At 71.0% G+C, this 19382-nt stretch carries 14 protein-coding genes; 10 read left to right on the top strand and 4 right to left on the bottom strand.

Annotated elements, in window-relative coordinates; translation table 11 throughout:
- Position 1: 1 nt before the first annotated feature.
- Positions 2–1366: a hypothetical protein gene (locus GF068_RS25780; protein ID WP_153822105.1), complete on the top strand. Its 1365-nt coding sequence runs from the start codon at positions 2–4 to the stop codon at positions 1364–1366.
- Positions 1367–1431: 65 nt separating this feature from the next.
- Here GF068_RS25780 and GF068_RS25775 read toward each other — a convergent pair whose 3' ends face one another.
- Positions 1432–4074, bottom strand: a complete 2643-nt coding sequence (locus GF068_RS25775) for a thrombospondin type 3 repeat-containing protein (protein ID WP_153822104.1) — start codon at positions 4072–4074, stop codon at positions 1432–1434.
- 172 nt (positions 4075–4246) lie between these two features.
- Between GF068_RS25775 and fsa the strand changes: the two genes are divergently transcribed.
- The 3 genes from fsa to GF068_RS25760 all read left to right on the top strand — a co-directional run bounded on the left by fsa (position 4247) and on the right by GF068_RS25760 (position 5897).
- Positions 4247–4894, top strand: a complete 648-nt coding sequence (gene fsa / locus GF068_RS25770; protein ID WP_153822103.1) for a fructose-6-phosphate aldolase — start codon at positions 4247–4249, stop codon at positions 4892–4894.
- Between the two features lie 2 nt (positions 4895–4896).
- A complete protein-coding gene (ybeY, locus tag GF068_RS25765) occupies positions 4897–5445 on the top strand; it encodes an rRNA maturation RNase YbeY (protein ID WP_338046569.1) in 549 nt (182 codons plus the stop codon).
- A 137-nt stretch (positions 5446–5582) separates the two neighbouring features.
- Positions 5583–5897, top strand: a complete 315-nt coding sequence (locus GF068_RS25760; protein ID WP_153822102.1) for an HU family DNA-binding protein — start codon at positions 5583–5585, stop codon at positions 5895–5897.
- Between the two features lie 13 nt (positions 5898–5910).
- On the opposite strand, the gene lnt is transcribed toward GF068_RS25760, so the two are convergent.
- Positions 5911–7560: an apolipoprotein N-acyltransferase gene (gene lnt, locus GF068_RS25755; RefSeq protein WP_153822101.1), complete on the bottom strand. Its 1650-nt coding sequence runs from the start codon at positions 7558–7560 to the stop codon at positions 5911–5913.
- Between the two features lie 97 nt (positions 7561–7657).
- Complete coding sequence (locus GF068_RS25750; RefSeq protein ID WP_170319672.1) at positions 7658–8710, bottom strand: outer membrane beta-barrel protein; 1053 nt, start codon at positions 8708–8710, stop codon at positions 7658–7660.
- Positions 8711–8834: 124 nt separating this feature from the next.
- On the opposite strand from GF068_RS25750, the gene GF068_RS25745 reads away from it, so the two are divergent.
- The 3 genes from GF068_RS25745 to GF068_RS25735 all read left to right on the top strand — a co-directional run bounded on the left by GF068_RS25745 (position 8835) and on the right by GF068_RS25735 (position 13238).
- Positions 8835–10250: a class I SAM-dependent rRNA methyltransferase gene (locus GF068_RS25745; RefSeq protein WP_338046568.1), complete on the top strand. Its 1416-nt coding sequence runs from the start codon at positions 8835–8837 to the stop codon at positions 10248–10250.
- Entirely contained in the window at positions 10247–11086 is an 840-nt protein-coding gene (locus GF068_RS25740) for an HAD-IIB family hydrolase (RefSeq protein ID WP_338046567.1), read from the top strand. The genes GF068_RS25745 and GF068_RS25740 overlap by 4 nt, the downstream gene beginning before the upstream one ends.
- 259 nt (positions 11087–11345) lie before the next feature.
- Positions 11346–13238, top strand: coding sequence for a serine/threonine-protein kinase (locus tag GF068_RS25735; RefSeq protein ID WP_153822098.1), 1893 nt, complete (start codon positions 11346–11348; stop codon positions 13236–13238).
- 54 nt (positions 13239–13292) lie between these two features.
- On the opposite strand, the gene GF068_RS25730 is transcribed toward GF068_RS25735, so the two are convergent.
- Positions 13293–13787 (bottom strand): CxxC-x17-CxxC domain-containing protein, encoded by a 495-nt coding sequence (locus tag GF068_RS25730; RefSeq protein WP_153822097.1) that lies wholly within the window; start codon positions 13785–13787, stop codon positions 13293–13295.
- 303 nt (positions 13788–14090) lie between these two features.
- Here GF068_RS25730 and GF068_RS44375 point away from each other — a divergent pair, with 303 nt between their 5' ends.
- The 3 genes from GF068_RS44375 to GF068_RS25715 are packed head-to-tail and all read left to right on the top strand — an operon-like array spanning position 14091 to position 19170.
- Complete coding sequence (locus tag GF068_RS44375) at positions 14091–15476, top strand: KOW domain-containing RNA-binding protein (protein WP_206079552.1); 1386 nt, start codon at positions 14091–14093, stop codon at positions 15474–15476.
- The gene (locus GF068_RS25720) at positions 15476–17287 is read left to right on the top strand and encodes an ABC transporter ATP-binding protein (protein ID WP_153822096.1); all 1812 of its coding nucleotides are present in this window, start codon (positions 15476–15478) and stop codon (positions 17285–17287) included. Before GF068_RS44375 ends, GF068_RS25720 begins: the two co-directional genes overlap by 1 nt.
- Positions 17284–19170: an ABC transporter ATP-binding protein gene (locus GF068_RS25715; RefSeq protein ID WP_153822095.1), complete on the top strand. Its 1887-nt coding sequence runs from the start codon at positions 17284–17286 to the stop codon at positions 19168–19170. Before GF068_RS25720 ends, GF068_RS25715 begins: the two co-directional genes overlap by 4 nt.
- Positions 19171–19382: the final 212 nt, after the last annotated feature.

Here is a 19382-nt window from a genome sequence, read left to right as displayed (position 1 = left end):
GATGGCGAAGGGGCACTATCGAGGGATCACGCTCGTGCTGCTCGGCGTGGCGCTTTACGGCTGCCCGATCGACGACGCGAAGGTCGGCGAGGCGGGATCGTCGAGCAGCAGCGGCACGGGCGGCGGCGGCGGCATGGCGACGTCGTCGAGCTCGAGCAGCGGCGGCATGGGCGGCGCGGGCGGCATCGGCGGTGCGGGCGGCGGCAGCGGCGGCTCCGGCGGGATCGGCGGCGCCGGCGGCATCGGCGGCGGGAGCGGCGGCGCGGGCGGCAGCGGCGGCATGGGTGGTTGCCCCGTGGATCCGGGTTTGCCCGGGAGCTGCGACGCGCCCGGTTGCCCCGCGTGCCCGGCGCTCGTGATGTTCGCGGTCGGAGCGCAAGGCGGCATCACGAACCGGTTCCAGTCGAAGGACGGCTGGACGATGGAGACGGCGCACGACGAGAAGAGCACGGACGCGCCGGCGTTCGTGATCCTCCCCGGCCAGAAGACGGGCGTCGCGGTCCTGCACAGCACGGACGTGGTGACGAAGGACCGGGTCCGCGTGTCGATCTGGACCGAGGCGAACGGCTTCGGCGCCGTGACGAACCTGGGCAACAACCTGACGACGCGGGCGATGCCGAGCGCCGCGGCTTCGAGCGCCGCGGCCCACATCGTCTACCAGGACGTGAACGACAACCGCTACTGGTACGCCGCGTTCACGGCGGTGGGAGGGTTCGGCCCGACGAACGAAGAGGTGAAGGTCGGGGCGAGCACGTACAGCCTGGGGGACGCGGCGGCGGCGATCACCGTGCTCGGTTTGGATCCGGTGATCACGAACGACGGGTGGAACGATCCGAACCTGTACACGCAGCGCCGCGCGGCAGGCGCGTGGGAAGCGGCGACGCAACACGTCGCGGGCTTCGACGTCGACGACAGCACGCCGGCGATCGCGGCGCTCTCGCAGGGTCCGGAGCTCGTGGTCGTCTTCGCGCGTGCGACGGACAAGCAGCTCTTCTTCCTCACGCGCACGGGCGGGACCTGGAGCACGCAGCCGGCGGAGATCACGGGCGCGAAGTCCACAGAGACCGCGCTGCTCGCCTTGCCTTCGGGCGGCGCGCTGCTCGCCTTCCGTGACGCGGCGACGAGCAAGCTCAACTATTCGCGCTTCAACGGGACGAGCTTCTCGCCCGTGGGGGTCATCGACTCCGCGGAGCTCGTAGGCAGGCCCGCGCTCGCGCTCGGCGCGGGCGACGCGGAGGCCGAGCTCGTCTACGTGGACACGGACGGCAGGGCGCAACACTTGCGCCTGCAGGCCGGCACGTTCGGCCTGCCCGTGCTCGTCGGCGGGACGGACCTCGCCGGCGTGGCGATCGCGACGAACCTTTGAGCTGAGGGGAGGACGTTCGGCGAGGGGACACGAGCCGCATCCCCTCGCCGGGCTTCGTGGTCCGTTCAGGGGACGAACGGATCACACTCGACGAACACCACGTCGCTCTTGTTTCGCGGCATGAGCTTGAAGTGGTTGAACGAGTAGCCGTGGACGCCGGTGATCGAGGTGAACGTCGATCCCACGGGGCAAGCGTTGTTCAGGCCCATGTTGAGCGCGGCGTCGGTGATCTGATCGTCGATGCGCAGGTTGCCGGTGACGGTGAACTCGTCGTAGTCGCTCGGCGCGTCGGAGTTCACGGCGACGATCCCGACGTTCACCACGCGCACGAGCATCGACTCGAACTGCTCGGCGAACATGCCGTTCGTCGCGATGGTCATGGGCTCGGCGACGTCGATCGGGCCGAAGGGCAGCGTCGTGCCCGCGTCCTCGATGGTCACGATCGGCGTCGTGATCTCGCCGAGGCCGAAGTACTCCTCGTACTTGCCCGTGATGCTGACGCGGTTGCCGACCTGGACGGCGGGCGCCGTGCTGCCCGTGAAGACGAAGATGCCGCTGAAGGGCGCGAGCGAGGTGTCCTGCACGTAGAAGCCGCGGCTGTTTCCCGTGTTCGGGCGGATGGCCGTGACGTAGACGTCCTTGACCGCGACGCCCGATCCCGAGGCCGGGTGCTGCGGGTGCATCGGGTTGCGGATGACCTCGATCAGCATGGGCTTGGGCGGGCAGATCGGCGTGCCGAAGTTCGGCTCTTCGCAGGGATCACAGGCGTCGCCGTGGCCGTCGTTCTCCGCGTCGGCCTGGTCCGCGTTCGCCACCTCGGGGCAGTTGTCCATGCCGTTCGGCACGCCGTCGGCGTCGATGTCGTTCGCGTCGAGCGCGTCGCAGGCGTCGCCCGCGTCGAAGGGGCACGCGTCGCAGACGTCGCCGATCTTGTCGCCGTCGATGTCCGCCTGCGCGCCGTCGTCGAGCGGCCGGATCGGGTTGAAGATCTTGGGGCAGTTGTCGACGTCGTTCGTGATGCCGTCGCCGTCGTCGTCCTCGGCCGTGACGCCGTTCGGGTACTCGGCGCGCCACGGCACGCAGCTCGGCTCGATGTCGGGTGTCTTGTCGTTGCAGAAGAAGAGCGGGTAGAACGCCTCGCCCGCGGTGCGGATCTGCTGCAGCGAGATGCCGTTCAAGTCCTTGGCGACGCACGCGCGCTTGGCCCTGCCGCAGACGGGCAAGGTCTCGCAGTCTCCGCCGCCGACGCTCGGATCGGCGACGAGCGCGTCGTCGCCGTAGAGCACCTTGCCGCCGCGCAGGACGAGCACGACGTCCTCGACGCCGGCGCCGATCACGGCGCGGTGATCCTTGCGCGCCTTGCCGTCGAAGATCGTGACGTCGGCGACGTAGCCCGGCTTGAGCATGCCCACGATGTCGCCCGCGCCCGCGGCGAGCGCGGCGTTCGTGGTGACCATGCGCCAGAGCTCCTGGTCGTTGAAGTGGCCGTTGTAATGGAGCGTGTTGAGCTCGTCGGCGCAGCGCAGCTCGCGCAGCAGGTTCATCGAGCCCGAGGCCACCCAGTCGGTGCCGAGCGCGATGGGCACGCCGAGCGTGTCGAGCAAGGTGACGCTCGCGGTGTTGCCGTAGAGATCGACGTTCGAGCGCGGCGACCAGACGACGCTGCTGAAGTCCTTGCGCATCTCGGCGAAGTTGTCGGCCTTGAAGCCGATCGCGTGCACCATCGCCGTGTTCGGCTGGACGATGTCGTTCGCGCCCGAGACCTGGCAGGTGATCTCGTTGTGCGCCGCGAGGTCGATGCCCTCGCTCACGTGAGGCACGTACGCGTCCTTGTCGGCGACCTCCGTGGCGGACGTGGGCGAGGGGTAGTTGCAGCCCGACTCGAGCATGAGGCCGCCGCTGTCGCCGAGCGGGAACGTGTCGGAGTCCGCGGGCGGGATCGGCAGGCCTTCCATGCGACCCTGCACGTCGAGGTTGCGCAGGAGCCCGGCCTGACCGCCGGCGCCGAGGGTCGAGGTCGCGCCGCTCATCACGAAGCGCAGCTCCGCGAAACGAACCACGTCGCCGCTCGCGCCGCCGTTCACCGGGATCTTCGGCAAGCCCGGCGCGCCCTTCCGCCACTGATGGCGGTGCGTGTAGCGGATGCCCTCGTGGGTCTTCGGCGGGTTGTTCGCGAAGCCGATGTGGTCGTGCGCGTTGATGAGGCCCGGCGAGATGACGCCGTCCGCGCACTCGATGATCGTGGGATCGGCCGCGGCGGGCGAGGCGCTGCAGTCGCAGTCGACGCAGGCGATGCTGCCCGATTTGTCGAGCGCGAGCTCGCCGCGGTGGAGCGTCTGATCGGGCGCGAGCACGGTGCCGCGGAAGATCGTGCCCGTGGTCCCCTGCTTCACGACCGCGCACGTGCCCTCGGCGGGCGGCGTGAGCGGAGGCGCGGGGCACTCGATCACCACGCCGCTCGGCGCGCCTCCTCCTCCGCCTTGGCCCCCTTGCCCGCCGGCGCCGCCCTGGCCGCCTGCGCCGCCTTCGCCGCCCTGTCCTCCTTGCCCGCCGATGCCGCCTTGCCCTGCGCCGCCTTGGCTCGAGCTGCTCGTCGTGTTCGTACTGCTGCCGCCTTCGGCGCACCCGGCCGCGAGCGCGGCGAGCGGGAGCGAGAGGGCCATGGTGCAAAGGAAGGTCGAGGGGCGGGTGATGCGCGGCGGTCTCATGGTCGCATCTTACGCGAATCTCGGCCTTCGGGCTGCTCGCCCGCGCGTCCCGACGAACGGTGTCACGTGTCCTTCACCGCTCCCGCATGGAGCCGTCGTGGGCGGCTCGTGCCCGGCTTTCGGCTATCGACGCGCCGCGCCGCGCGCGCTAAGCACCCCGGCGGAGAGCGCCATGAAGATCTTCATCGACTCGGGTGACATCGCAGAGATCAAAGAAGCGCAGGCGATGGGCGTCATCGACGGCGTGACGACCAACCCCTCGCTTTTGTCGAAGGCAGGCAAGCCCACGAAGGCGGCGATCGCGGAGATCTGCGAGGTGGTCGACGGTCCCATCTCGGCCGAGGTGGTCGGGGTCGAGGCGCAGGAGATCCTGCGTGAAGGCCGTGAGCTCGCGGCGATCCACGAGAACGTGGTGGTGAAGGTCCCGCTCATCGACGAGGGCCTGAAGGCGGTCCGGATCTTCGCGGCCGAGGGTATCAAGACGAACGTGACGCTCTGTTTCTCCGCGTCGCAGGCCCTGCTCGCGGCGAAGGCGGGCGCGACGTACGTCTCGCCGTTCGTCGGCCGGATCGACGACATCTCCGGTGAGGGCATGGACCTCATCCAGCAGATCGTGCAGATCTACGGGAACTACGGGTTCAAGACGGAGGTGCTCACCGCGAGCGTGCGCCACCCCGTGCACTTCGTGCAGGCGGCGATGATCGGCGCGCACGTGGCGACGCTGCCGCTCAAGGTGATCAAGCAGCTCCTCAAGCACCCGCTCACCGACATCGGGCTCGCGCAGTTCCTCGCGGACGCGAAGAAGATCCCGCAGTCGTAGCCGTGGCGACGAAGAAGAAGGGCAAGAGCGCCCCGCCCGCGCCCGCCGAGAACGTGGTGGAGGTCGCGACGCGGGGCGGCCCGTTCGAAGGCGCCTCGCCCGCCGTGATCCGGCGCCGGGCCGGCAAGATGCTCGATCACCTGGGCTTGAAGGGCGTCGAGCTCAGCATCGCGCTCGTCGACGATCAGGTGATCCACGAGCTGAATCGTTCGTATCGGCACAAGGACAAACCCACGGACGTCCTTTCGTTTCCGCTGCACGAGCGCCCCGCGGGGTGGAAGCCGAAGGGGGCGAAGGGCGCGGAGATCGGCGCCGGCTGGCCACATGAAGGGCAGCTCGGCGACGTGATCCTCTCGATCGACACGGCGCGCCGGCAGGCCGCGGAGCAAGGCCGCACGTTGCTCGCCGAGCTCACGATGTTGCTCGCGCACGGCCTCCTGCACCTCGTCGGTTACGACCACCGGACGGCGGCGGAGGACCGCGAGATGACGGCGCGGACGCGGGAGCTCGAGGCGGCGGCGAGCGCGCGGACGACGAGCGTCGCCCGGTGAGCTCGGCGAGATTTTGCCTTGCGAGGCCCGACTGCGCCTGTTAAACGGTCGCCCGCTCGCGTCCAGGACGTGCTCGGACCGAGCCATTTTGATGAGGTCGTCACCGATTTCGGGCGGCGATCCAAGAGGAGGGCAGGATGCCTCTTAGCAAGCTGACGAAAGCCCAGATCACGGCCGCTCTCGCCGAGAGCACCGGCCTCGACAAGAAGGCCGTGGGTGGCGTCCTCGACGCGCTCTCGGCGCTCGTGGCCAAGCAACTCGGATCGGATGGTCCGGGCGAAATCACGATCCCGGGGCTCGTCAAGCTCAAGGCGAAGGCGACGCCCGCCACCGCCGATCGGCAGGGTGTCAATCCGTTCACGAAGGAGCCCATGACCATCAAGGGCAAGCCCGCGAGCCGCAAGGTCCGCGCGACGCCGGTCAAGGGCCTCAAGGATCAGGTGGGCGCGTAGCCGACATTCGGCTTCACGTTTCCTTTTTGCCGGAACCGGCGCGGGCCTCGTTGCTCGCGCCGGTTTCGTTTTTCGCGCCCTCGCGACGCGCCCGCCGCGCGAACGCAACCACCAGCGCGGCGAGCGTCACGGCGACCGGCGTCTCCCCGAAGCGACCGTACATCGTGAGGGAGCCGTCGCGCAGCGTCGGCGTCACGAAGAGCGTGGAGGGCGACATCGAGTCGTCCCGCGCGACGACGATGCCACGCGCGTCGATCCACGAGAGCACGCCGAGGTTCACGGCGCGCACGAGATCGCGGCGATGCTCGATCGCGCGCAGGACGGCGAGCCGCGCGTGGAGCTCGGGCTCCGCGGTCCCCACGAACCAGGCGTCGTTGGTGACGTTCACGAGCAGGTTCGGCCGGAGGTCGCGCGTGATCCACCGGCCGACGCCGGCGAGCGTGTCCTCGTAGCAGTTGAGCACGCCCATGCGCACGGCCCCGTCCGGGTGGGGAAGCACGAGCGCGCGAGGCTCGGTGCCGGGGACGAGGCCGCCGCTCGCCTGGAAGATGCGGCGAAGCCACGGGAGGTACGCGCCGAGCGGGACGGTCTCGCCGAACCAGAGCAGCTCGAGCTTGTCCTGCGAGGGCTGGAGCGAGCCGTCCGGCAGGACGAGGGTGGCGGAGTTCCGGCTGTTGACCTCCACGCGTCCGGGGCTCGTGGCCGTGGGCGGCTCCTGCATGATGAGCCCGAGCAGGATCGGCCCACGCGCGCCGTCGCCGTGCACGGCGCGTGATCCACGAGGCGCCTCGGTCGCGCCGTGCATGAGCGGGTAGGGGTAAGCCGCCTCGGGCCACACGGTGAGGTCGACGCCGCGCGCTTCCGCTTCCTGCGTGAGGCGCCGCAAGTCACGCAGGATCGACGTGTGGTTCTTCGGATCCCAGCGGTCCTTCGGGCCGACGGCCTGGTTCACGAGCGCGACGCGGACCGTGCGTACGACCGAGGGTTGCGTGGAGAGGATGAAGATCCGGAGCTTGCCGTGGATCACGAGCAGCGCGGGGATGGCCGCGGCGATCGCGAGCGGGACCGTGGTCTTCCTGGTGAAGCGCGCCTTCATCGTGATCGCGTCCTGCGCGAACATCGCCTGCAGAGCGCGCGCGAGGAAGGCCGCGGAGACGGCGAAGATCACGGACACGCCGCGCTCGCCGACGATGTCCGCGAGCTGCAAGAGGGCGGGCCAGGGGCTCACGAGGCCGGCCGGCGTCCACGCGAAGACCGAGGGCAGCGAGACCGACACGAACACGCCGACGGCGAAGGCGAGGACGAACGGCGCGCGAGCGCGGCGATACAAGAGGTGCGTCGCGGCCGCGCCGATCGCCCAGATGAGCGATTGCCCCGCGGCGAGCAGGACGAGCGCCGCGTACGAGGCCGCGGAGCCGAGGTCCGTGAAGCGCTGGACCACGCTCGGCACGAAGCGGAGGCCCACGATCCCCGCAGCCGTGGCCCACGCAGCGCCGCGGCCGAACGCGCGCAAGGCCGTCGGCGCATCCTCGATGGACCAAGCGAGCTGCGCGAGGCCGAGAAACACCGCGGGATAGAGGTCGGTCGGAGGGGACGTGAGAGCAAAGACCACCCCCCCGGCGATCGCCAGGAGGAGGCCGCGCTTGGTGCGAAGTCGCTGCATCGGGGGATGTGTGGCCCGGCGAGGAGAGAGGGCCGGGCCGGCGTGGGGAGGATCTAGCAGCGGCGAGGGCGCGGCGCCGGGTGGCCCGGCGCGCCCGTCACCACCAGAAGGTCAGGCCGCCGCGGAAGAGGCCGCCGCCGGAGGTGTTCGTCGAGCGACCCGTGTTCGCGTCGATGAACTCGGCCGGCCCGCTCTCGGCGTTGTCGTCCGTCCGCGTGCGGACGAACGCGAGCGCGTCGACGTTGAGCGCGAGCCTGCGCGAGACGCGGAACTCGAGGCCGATGCCACCTTGCCCGCCGAAGTAGCTGTACTCGGCGGAGAAGTTGTTGTTGTCGCGGTTCGGCGACAAACGCGGGTCCGCGTTCTCCGACTGCACCGTCGCGCTCGACCAGTGCACGCCGCCCGTCAGGTAAAACTGCGCGCGGCTGCGCGGGTTCACGTAGAGGAGGCCGTTCAGCGAGAACGGGGTCTCGACGCGATCGAAGCCGTTGAAGTCGGTCCCGCCGATGATGTCGAACGAGCCCTCGACGGCGAACGCAGGCACGGGGCGGTAGCGCAACCCGAGACCAAAGCCGCCCATGCCCGCGTCGGGGTGCGCGGCGGGGCTGCCGTTGTCGCGGTGGCGATCGCCGCCCATCGTGAGGCCCTGCAGGCGCAGGTTGAGGCCCCACTCCGGCTGCCAGCGGCGCTTCGCGGGCGCCGTGTGCGGCACGCGCAGGCGCGACGGCGCCGTGGTGTAACGGACCGGCGGCGGCGGAGCCGGCGGAGGCGCGACACGAACGGCGGGGTGGCGCCGACGAACCACGTGCGTCCTGGCACCCGGCGCGATGATGATGATCTGCGTGCGCGCCTGCGGCTGGGTCTGCACGACCCGCGGCGCGGGTTGCGCGGGTTGATAGATGACGACCGGAGGTTGCGAGCGCTGCGCGGGCGCGGTTCGCGCGGGCGGCAGCTCATCGACCTCGGGCAGCTCCTCGGCGGCGGGCGGAGGCGGAAGCGCTTCGGCCTCGGGGGGAGCGACTTGCACGTTGTCCGGGCCCAGGTCCTCCGACTCGCAGAACCACGCGCCAGGCGGGCAGTCCGCGAGCGCGACGGCGGGTTGGCTCAGTGCAGCGGCGGCCACGATCAAAGCAGGGGTCAAGCGGCGCATGGGACGACTCCTCGTTTGTTCTTGCAGCCTAGCAACCGGAGTGCCATCGGCCAGCATGCTTCGGTAGACGCTCCACGCGAGATCTCGGTGCAATCGCGTGCATCGTCCGCCACGGCGGGCTGTGATGAATGGTTCACACGGTGGCCAAGCTCCTGCCCACAGAGAACAATACCCCAGCCGGTCGCCCATCGGTACGCCTTCCGAGCAGGGCGCCCCTCGTTTCTCCGACCGGCCCCGCACCCCGGAGCGGCACGTCCCCATGAACGCGCGCGCGAAAATTTCCGCCAATGCCCCCGACCCGAGTCCTGCGCGCCCCGAGGGGCGTCGGACAGGGTCCCCCATCCCCACGGTCACCCTCAAGCCGGGCCACGTGAGGCCCGTCTGGACCGGACACCCCTGGGTCTTCGCGCAGGCCATCGCCCGCATCGAGGGCGGCGCCCTCGCCGGCGACGAGGTCAAGGTCGTCGATCCCCACGGCTCGACCCTGGGACATGGCCTCTACACCCCCCGATCGGCCATCCCCGTCCGCATCTACACCCGCGACGACGCGCCCATCGACGGCGCCCTCTTCCGCCGCCGCATCGAGCGGGCCATCCAGCACCGGCGCGACCTCGGGCTGCCGAACCACGCCGCGGGCCACGAGACCACGGCCTATCGGCTGATCCACGCCGAGGGGGACGGGCTGCCCGGGCTCGTCGTCGACGTCCTCGGCGACGTGGCCGTCGTGCAGATCGGCACGATCGGCGTCAAGCGGCGCGAGGGGATCGTGTTCGACGCGCTCTCCGAGCTGCTCTCGCCGCGCGCGATCGTCGACCGCACCTCGGTCGAGCTCGCGAAGAAGGAGGGCTTCGAGGCCGCCGCGGGGGTGGTCCGCGGAGACACGAGCCTCGATCGGTTCACGTTCATGGAGCGCGGGCTCGCGTACGAGATCCCGCTCGCGCTCGGGCAAAAGACGGGCTTTTACCTGGATCAGCGCACGCTCCGGGCGCGGGTCGAGCAGCTCGCGCACGGGCGGCGGGTGCTCGACGCGTTCTCCTTCGTGGGGACGTTCGCGATGGCGGCCGCGCGGGGAGGCGCGACGGAGGTCGTCGCGGTCGACGAGAGCGCGCTCGCGATCGAGGTCGGCGCCGAGTGCGCGCGCAAGAACGGGCTGCTCGGGCGGATCCATTTCCAGCGCGAGGACGCGCGCCACGCGCTCTCGCGCGCCTCGGCCGAGGGCGGCTTCGACATCGTGCTCTGCGATCCGCCGAAGCTCTCGCCCACGCGCGGCGCGAAGGAGGGGGCGCTCGGCGCGTACAAGGCGCTCGCCGCCGCGGGCTGCCGGGCGACGAAGGCCGGAGGGATCTTCGTGCTCTGCTCGTGCTCGAGCGCGGTGTCGATCGACGACCTCGCGCGCGCGCTCGCCCTCGGCGCGCGGGAGGCGCGGATGCACGCGGTGATCTTCGATCGGCACTTCCAGGGCGCGGACCACCCGGTGAGCGCCGCGTTCCCGGAGGGGCTCTACCTGAAGAGCGTGATCGCGCGGCTCGAGGCGCTGTGACGGGCTCCGCGCCCCAGAACCCGTCGCGCCCGATCGACGCGCTCCGCCCGGAGGAGGCGCGGGGCCTCTCGGGGCTCGTCTTCGATCTGGACGACACGCTGCTCGATCACGGCGAGCTCACGGAGGTCGCGTATGCGTCGCTCTTCCGGTTGCGGGAGGCGGGGCTCCGGCTCGTCGCGTGCACGGGGCGGCCCGCCGGGTGGGCCGAGGTGCTCGTGCGACAGTGGCCGATCGACGCGGCCGTCGCCGAGAACGGCGCCGTGGCCTTCGTCAAGGAGCGGCGCCCGCCCGGCGCGCCTCGCTCGAGCTGCGTGTTCCCGGCGGATCTCGCGGCGGCCGGGGCGCGGCGCGTGGAGCTCCGGGCCCTCGCCGAGGAGCTCTGCCGGCGCTTTCCGACCGTGGCGCTCGCGGACGACAACGCCGCTCGGTTCACGGACGTCACCCTCGACATCGGCGAACACTGCCGCGCGCAGGCCGAGGACGTCGCGGCCATGCGCGCGGAGGCTTCGCGGCGCGGGGTCCACACGCTCGCGTCGAGCGTGCACCTGCACCTCTCGTACGACCCCGCCGACAAGGCGACGGGCACCCTCCGCCTCCTCGAATCCGCGTTCGGGCAGGACCCGGTCCGCGCGCGGCTGGCCCATGCGTTCGTGGGCGACAGCGGCAACGACGCGGCGGCCTTCGTGGCGTTCACGACCACGATCGGCGTGGCGAACGTGCGCGCCTACTTGCCCACGTTGCCCGTCCCGCCGAAGTATGTGACCCACGCCGCCATGGGACGGGGCTTCGCCGAGCTCGCCACGACCCTCGCGGCTCTCCGCGTTCCTCCGGGTTGAAGGCGGGACGGCGCGGAGCAATGTGAAGTTTGTCACGCGATCCTGGGGGAAGGAACGTGGGATGGCCCAACAACGGCGCACAAGGACGAGGGGGCGGAACGAAGAGGCCCCAACTCTCTCCGAGATTCGCTATCTTGGCACCATCCGAAGTGGCTCCTCGCCCTGGGAGGCGGGTATCGTAGTGGCTCCGCCTCGAGGCGGGGCCGAGGGCCGAACCCCGAGGCGAGTCCACCTGGATCCGAGCATGTCCACCGGCTGAATGGCTTCTCGAACTCCCGCCCCCGGCGCGATCGTCGACAACAAGTACCGCCTTGCAGAGCGCATCGGCGGTGGCGGGATGGGTCACGTCTTTCGTGCGGAGAACGTGCTCGCCGGCCGCGCGGTCGCGATCAAGTTCCTCCACCCCGAGCTGTCGGAGAACACCGAGCTCGCGCAGCGCTTCTTCCAGGAGGCCCAGGCGGTCAACCGCATCCGCCACCCGAACATCGTCGACGTGATCGACGCGGGCGTGGGGGAGATGGGCCCCTACATCGTGATGGAGCACCTCGAAGGCGAGGGCGTGGGCTCCGCGTTGCAGCGCCTCGGGCGCTTCGACGTCGACGCCGCGGTCGGGACGTGTATCCCGGTGCTCGAGGCGCTCGACGCCGCGCACCGCGTGGGCATCATCCATCGTGATCTGAAGCCCGAGAACGTCTTCGTCGCGTTCGACGCGTCGCGAGGTCAAGCGGTCGTAAGGCTTCTGGATTTCGGCATCGCGAAGGTGCTCGACTCGAGCGGGCCCTCGCCGCGCACGCGCACGGGCGTGGTCTTCGGGACGCCCGACTATCTCTCGCCCGAGCAGGCCACGGGCGACGCGCCGATCGACGGCCGCAGCGATCTCTTCGCCGTCGGCGTGTTGCTCTACGAGCTGCTCACGGGCACGCGCCCGTTCCGCGCGCCGACGGCCGTCGCGACGGCGTTCCGCGTGGTGCACGCCGAGGCGCCCACGCTCGCCGCGGCGGGCGTACACGTCGATCCGCGGCTCGAGGCGGTGGTCGCGAGGCTCCTGCAGAAGGATCCGATGAAGAGGTACGCCACCGCGGGCGAGGTGGCCCGCGAGCTCGAGCGCTTCTCGTCGGATCCGATGAAGCGCTCGATGGCGCTCGGTCGGATCATCAACGTGCCGAGGCGCGTCGCGCACGCGAGCGTGCAGCAAGCGCAAGGCATGCCGCCGCCGTCGCCCCCGGCCACGATCCTGCCCGAGCCCGATCGCCTGAACAACACGCCCATGCGCGAGCCGCCTCCGCCGCCGATCCGGCCCGCCGTGCGCACGAGCTTCAGCGATCCGGGGGCCTCGATCCCGTACGCGCCGACGCGCGTCGTGCCGAGCATCTCGGGCAGCTCCGGTCGCGCGAGTGATCCCGGGCCGCCGCCGCGAGGCGACTACATCGCCCCGCAGCGCAACGTCGAGCCGCTCGTGCCTCCGGCGATGCCGCGCCCGTTCGGCGTGGCGCGCAGCGCGGCCTCGACGTCGGGGACCTCTTCGGCGAGCTCGTCCTCCGCGGGGCCGCCGTCGCGTTACGTCCCCTCGCGCTCGGCGTCGTCGCGTTTCCCCGGCATGTACCAGGTGCGCGGCGCCGTGCTCCGCGCCGTGGACAAGGCCCTCACCGAGGACGCGGGGCCACGCGTGCGCGAGCAGGTCGTCGCGCAGCTCCCGCAGCGGTACGCCGAGGACTTCCTCAACGACTCGATCAACGCGCTCGTCGCGTACGACCTCGAGGCGCTCGACGCGTACATGGAGATCGCGACCGCGATCTCGCTGCACGAGCCTTCACGATGGCGCGCGCTCGGCCGCCTCGCGATCGGCGGCGAGCTCCACAACACGGTGCGCAGCGTGCTCCGACCCGCGCCGGATCTGCAGATCGCGATCCGCCGCGGGATCTCGATCTGGTCGCGCCTCTTCAGCTTCGGCGCGTGGAAGGTGGGCTCGAGCCAGACCGGCAAGGTGGTCCTGCAGATCGCGGAGTTCGAGCCGGCCTCGCTCGCGCTGCGGCTCTGGGTGGTGGGGATGGTCGAGGAGACCGCGCGCCGCGCCGCGAGCTTCGACGTACGCGTGGCGATCACCACGGGCGAGCTCGGGTTCACGCCCGAGCTCACCTGCGAGATCGTCTGAAAAATCTTCTCCCCTCTCCCGGCGGGAGAGGGGTTCGGGGTGAGGGGCTGTCCTTCAGGACGGTTTTTCTGCCTGGAAGCAGGCCCGGCAGTAGACCTTCTGGCCCTCGGCCGGCCTGAACGGGACGGTCGCCGCGACGCCGCAGGCCGCGCACGTGATCGGGAAACCTCGGCCACGCGGGCCCGGGCCGCGATGCGAGAAACCGCCGCCGCGGGGCGCCGGGGAGGCCGGGCGGCCGTGCGTGGGGTACGTAGCGAAGTGCGGATCGGGCATCGGGCTGCGGTATTCGTTCACGTCGCCCGTGTAGCGACCGGGGCGCGCGTGGGGCTCGTTGCGGCGCGGATCTCTCGGGCGCGGCGAGGCAGACGAGGATGCTGCGCCGCGGCCCGGCCCCGTGTTCTTCGACCGCTTCTCGCGCCAGCAGGGCTTGCACAGGGTCGGCGGGGACGAAAGGCCACGCTCGGCGCGCGCGGCCGCGTCGGTGGCGGAAAAGAGGAACGACGAGCCGCAGCTCGCGCAGTTGATCTGCTCGTCTCGGGGCTGCTCCATGGACACTCCGGAACCTCTTCGAGCCGCTGATTTCACGGGAAAACGCCCGCCTTCGCAGGGCGAGCGTTCGGAGATCGTGGAGAGCAAGGTGACATGGAGCCCCCCGGGGTCAAGGCGCTCGTTCCTCGGCTCCGCGGTCCGCCTCGGCTGTGCGAGCGGCGCGGAGGCGCGAGGGGATATCACCGGGTTTTCGCCAGTGCTACAAGGGGAGCCACGACGCCACCCGCCTTCGTTGCAGAGCACGTGCGAGGCAGCTCCGCGCGCACGCCGCCACGCCACGAGGAGCGCCCTTCGAGCAGAGCGATGACCCACGCCCCCTTGCACCTGACCGACAGCGATTTCGACGCCTACGCCCCCGAGAAGGCGACGTCGAACGCCTACTCGCGCCCGCGCCTCGAAGTGAAGCAACGCGCGCTCGCCTGGGCCCGCGGCGTGATCACGCGCCTCGCGGGGCTCGGGATCACGGTCGACGTGCACGGCTCCGACGAGCACCCGACCCTGCGCAACAAGAAACGCGTGGAGTGCCAGTGGGTCTTCTTCTGGCGCGACGCCGCCGCGCGCGAGGAGCTCGATCGCTTGCTCGACGCAGGGCGATCGATCTCGGCCGTGATCGATGATCCGAGCCCGTACGGTCGGCACGCCTTCCTCGCGCTCCGGATCGACGCGCACGGCGTGGAGGTCTGCTTCGCCGTGCACCCCGAGGCGAAGGTCGACATCGACAACCTGCGCGCGCGCCTCGCGGCGAAGGACGGGCTCGCCGCCGAGCTCACGGCCGCGCTCCGCGCGCTGCCCGAGCAGTTCGCGGTGGGCGTCGGGGCCGAGCGCGTGGAGGCGAGCGCGGCGAGCCCCGAGGCGATCGAGGGCATGCTGGAGCGCGCGGCCGAGGGGCAAGTGCCGCTCTGGATCGGCTGGGCCGTGCCGCGCGAGCTCGCGATCGAGCACGCGGAGACGATCGACGAGCAGCTCGAGGACGCGCTGCTCGCGCTCGCGCCGATCTACACGCTGGTCGCCTGGTCGCGGCAAAACGATCACATCGCGCTCGATCGGCGCCTCGAGGGCATCGAGCGCGAGCGCGCCCGGACGCACGCGGAGGCCTCGGCCCAGACCGAGAAGTGGCAGGCCGAGCAAGCCGCCGCGCGCGAGCGATCCCTCGCCGAGGCGAAGGCGCGTGGTGAGGCCGAGGGGCCACGCGTCTCGGCGCTCCCGTTCGGGCACGGCGCGCGTCCGGGGCACGGCGCGCCGCGCAGGCCGTCGCTCGACACGTTGTTCAAGCCCGGCAGCAAGGCCGAGGGCGATCGCGAGCGTCGCTCCGGCAGGCCGCAGGAGCCGCAGCGCCCGCAAGCGCCGCCCCCGCCGCGTGATCGCGAGCAGACGCCCGCGCCGCCTCGCGTGGCGCCTCCGCCCGCGGCGACGCCCACGCCCGCGCCTGCGTCCGCGACGCCGGCCGCGGCGGGACCGACGACGATGGAGAAGGGCGCGCGCGTGCGTGTCTTGAGTGGCGCGTTTGCGGACAAGATCGGCGTCGTCGGCGAGCTCGACGGGCGCGGCGGCGCGCGCGTGCTCCTCGGGCTCCTGTCGACGCGGATCGAGGTGACGGACCTCGCGCTCGTGCCCGAAGGGCGCGAGCGGCCTGCGATCCAGAGCTCTCACCGGCGGCCTGCGGCCCCGATGCCTCGCAAAGCGCGCTGATGCGAAAGCTCGATCCGGCCGAGTTCCCTTCGGGGCTCGGCGCGCAGTTCCGCAGGAACCTCTGGCTCTACGTGAGCGGCGCGCTCCTCCTCGCCGTGCAGCAGCTCCTCATGGCGAAGCGCGACTTCCTCGTGCGCGACGCCGTCGACGCGGCCGAGCAGCTCCGCGCGAGCGACGCGGCCGACGATGCGCTGCTCATGCTGGGCGTGGTCGTCACGGCGGCGGTCGTGCGTGTCCTCTCGCGCTGGACGATGTTCACCGGCGGCAGGAACGTCGAGTACGAGCTGCGCGCCGTCCTGCTCGCGCGGCTGCACAAGCTCGGCCCCGCGTTCTTCCGGCGCATGCCCACGGGCGAGATCATGAGCCGCTCGACGAGCGACCTGCAGCAGGTCCGCCTCCTCCTCGGCTTCGGCATCCTCAACGTGGTCAACTCGGTGTTCGCGTTCTCGAGCGCGCTCTACGTCATGGCGCGCGTGAGCGGCAAGCTGACGCTCGCGGCGCTCGCGACGTTCCCCGTGCTCATGCTGATCACGCGCTCCTTCTCGACGCGGATGTTCCAGCGCATGCGCGAGAACCAGGAGGCGCTCGGCAAGATGAGCGACCGCGTCCTCGCGAGCCTGGCGGGCGTCCGTGTCGTCCGGAGCTTCGCGCTCGAGGAGGCCGAGATCGCCACGTTCGAGCGGTCGAACCGGGACTACGTCGAGAAGAACCTGGGGCTCGCGCGTATCCGCGGATCGATGCAGCCGATCATGGGCTCGATCCTCGCGGCGGGCACGATCATCGTCTTCTGGTACGGCGGTTCGCTCGTCTTGCGCGGCGACATCTCGAAGGGGGATTTCGTCTCGTTCTGGGCCGCGCTCGGGCGCCTCGTCTGGCCGATGCTCGCGCTCGGCTTCGTGACCTCGATCGTCGCGCGTGGCCGGGCGAGCTACATGCGGCTCAAGGCGATCTTCGACGCCGTGCCCGAGGTCGTGAGCGGCCCGCTCCCCGCGCCGAAGGACGTCTCCGGCGCGCTGCGCGTCGAGGGCCTCGCGTTCGCGCACGGCGAGCGGAAGGTCCTCGAGGACGTGGGCTTCGGCATCCCCGCGGGCGGATCGCTCGCGATCGTCGGGCGCACGGGCTCGGGCAAGAGCACGGTCGCCACGCTCCTGCCGCGGCTCTTGCCGACGCCACGCGGCGCGGTCTTCCTCGACGGACACGACATCTGCGATCTGCCGCTCGAGGTCGTGCGCGAGAGCATCGGTTACGCGCAGCAGGACGCGTTCCTCTTCTCGACGACCGTGGCGCAGAACATCGGCTACTCGCTCGAAGAGCAGGACTCGCCGGAGGCCATGCAGAAGATCCGCGCCGCCGCGGCCGAGGCGGGTGTGCTCGCGGAGATCGAGTCCTTGCCGGACGGCTTCGACACGGTCGTGGGCGAGCGCGGCGTGCAGCTCTCGGGTGGCCAGCGGCAACGCGTCGCGCTGGCCCGCGCGCTCCTGCGCGAGCCCAAGGTCCTCGTCCTCGACGACCCGATGAGCGCGGTCGACGCGAAGACGGAGGCGGCGATCCTCGGCGCCATCGAGCGCCAGGCCGCGCGCCGCACGCTCGTCTTGATCACCCACCGCGTCGCCGCGGCGAAGCGGTGTGATCGCATCCTCGTGCTCGAGCGCGGGCGCGTCGTGGAGGAGGGCACGCACGAGGAGCTCGTCCTCGCCGGGGGCCTGTACGCGTCGTTCGCCGAGGAGCAGGAGATCGAAGAGAAGCTCGCCGCGTTCGGCGCCGAGGACCTGCCGTCCTCGATGCCCTCGCCGGAGGCCGCGCCCGCATGACGAGTTTGTCCGTGGATCCCAAGGCCACCGACGCGACGAAGGCGGCGCCCGGGAAGAGCCGGGCCGAGAAGGCGCTCGCGCGTTTTCACGAGGAGGACCGGCTCGGCGAGGGCCTCGACACGCGTATCCTCGCGGGGCTCTGGCCCTTCATCCGGCCGCACGCGAAGTGGCTCGTCATCTCGCTCTTCCTGCTGCTCGCGGGCTCGGGCCTCGCCGTGCTCCAGCCCTGGCTCATGGGGCGGACGTTCGACGCCTTCGATCAGCCGGACGCGGCGCGGACGCTCATGCAGATGGGCGCCCTCATCCTCGTCTTGAAGCTCTTCGAGCAGTCGATCGCGTTCCCGCAGGTCTACCTCATGCAGCTCGCGGGCGCGCGGGCGGCGGGGGACATGCGCGCGCACGTCTTCCGCTTCTTGCATACGCGCAGGCTCGGCTTCTTCGATCGGACGCCCGTCGGCAGGCTCGTCACGCGCGTGACGAACGACGTCGACGCCATCAACGAGATGTTCGCCTCGGGCACGCTGAACGCGCTCGGCGATCTCGTGCGGCTCGTCCTCATCGTCGTGGTGATGTTGCAGCGCGACTGGCAGCTCGCGTTGATCACGTTCGTCGCCGTGCCGCCGGTCGCGCTCGGCGTGATGTGGACGCGGCGCCGGATCCGCGACGCGTTCCGCGAGATCCGCGTCAAGACGGCGCGCATGAACGCCTACCTGAACGAGCAGATCTCGGGCATGGCCGTCGTGCAGGCCTACGCGCGCGAGGAGAAGAGCTCGCTCGAGTTCGACGACATCAACGAGGCGTACCGGCAGGCGAACAACCGCTCGATCGTCTTCGACGCGGCCCTCGACGCGGCCATCGAGCTCGTGCAGAGCCTCTGCATCGCGGCCGTGCTCTGGTACGCGGGTGTCCGATCGCTCTCGGACCGCGTCTCGTTCGGCACGCTCGTCACGTTCGTCGCGTACATCGAGATGTTCTTCGTCCCGATCCGCGATCTCTCGGCGCGCATGACGCAGCTCCAGTCGGCGATGGCCGGCGCGGAGCGCATCTTCCAGCTCCTCGAGAACAACGAGGAGGACGCGCCCGTGCCCGCGGCATCGGAAGGGCAGGCCGAGAAGGTCGAGAAGAAAGACGAGTCGATCGCGTTCGAGCTCGACCACGTCGACTTCGAGTACAAGCCCGGCGTGCCGATCCTCCGGGACGTCTCGATCCAGGCGGGGAAGGGCGAGAAGATCGCGCTCGTCGGCGCGACGGGGGCGGGCAAGACGACGGTGGCGTCGTTGCTCCTGCGCCTCTACGAGGCGAAGGAAGGCCACGTGCGTGTGTTCGGGCGCGACGTGAAGGCCACGCAGCGTGACGAGCTGCGCAAGAAGTTCGCCGTCGTGCCGCAGGAGGTCTTCCTCTTCCCGGGGACGATCGCGAGCAACATCGCGGCGGGTGACGTCGAGGTCGACGAGGCGCGTGTCGTGCGCGCCCTCGAGCGCATCGGCGCGCTCGATCTCTTCGAGCGTCGCGAGGGCGGGCTCGAGGCGAAGGTCGAGGAGCGTGGTTCGAACTTCTCGGCGGGCGAGCGTCAGCTCATCGCGTTCGCGCGCGCGCTCTACCGCGACCCGCCGATCCTCGTGCTCGACGAGGCCACGGCGAACATCGACAGCGACACCGAGGCGCGCCTGCAGAAGGCGGTCTGGGCCGCGATGCAGGGCCGTACGGCGCTGATCATCGCCCACCGGCTCTCGACGATCCGCGCGGTGGATCGGATCGTCGTGTTCCACAAGGGTCGTGTCGTCGAGCAGGGCAACCACGACACGCTGCTCGCGCAGGGCGGGGCGTACGCGCGGCTGTATCAGCTCCAGTTCAGCCGGGGCGAGGCGCACGCGGCGGAGTAGGGGTTCCGCGCTTCGCGGGAGTCGTTCCGCGCTTCGCGGGAGTCGTTCCGCGCTTCGCGGGAGTCGTTCCGCGCTTCGCGGGAGTCGTTCCGCGCTTCGCGGGAGTCGTTCCGCGCTTCGCGGGAGTCGTTCCGCCTTTCGCGGGAGTCGTTCCGCGCTTCGCGGGAGTCGTTCCGCGCTTCGCGGGAGTCGTTCCGCCTTTCGCGGGAGTC

This window comes from Polyangium spumosum (genome assembly GCF_009649845.1).
Classification (GTDB): Bacteria; Myxococcota_A; Polyangia; order Polyangiales; family Polyangiaceae; genus Polyangium; species Polyangium spumosum.
Note: the sequence above shows the minus strand (reverse complement) of the source record. Positions and strands in the feature narration are given on the sequence as shown.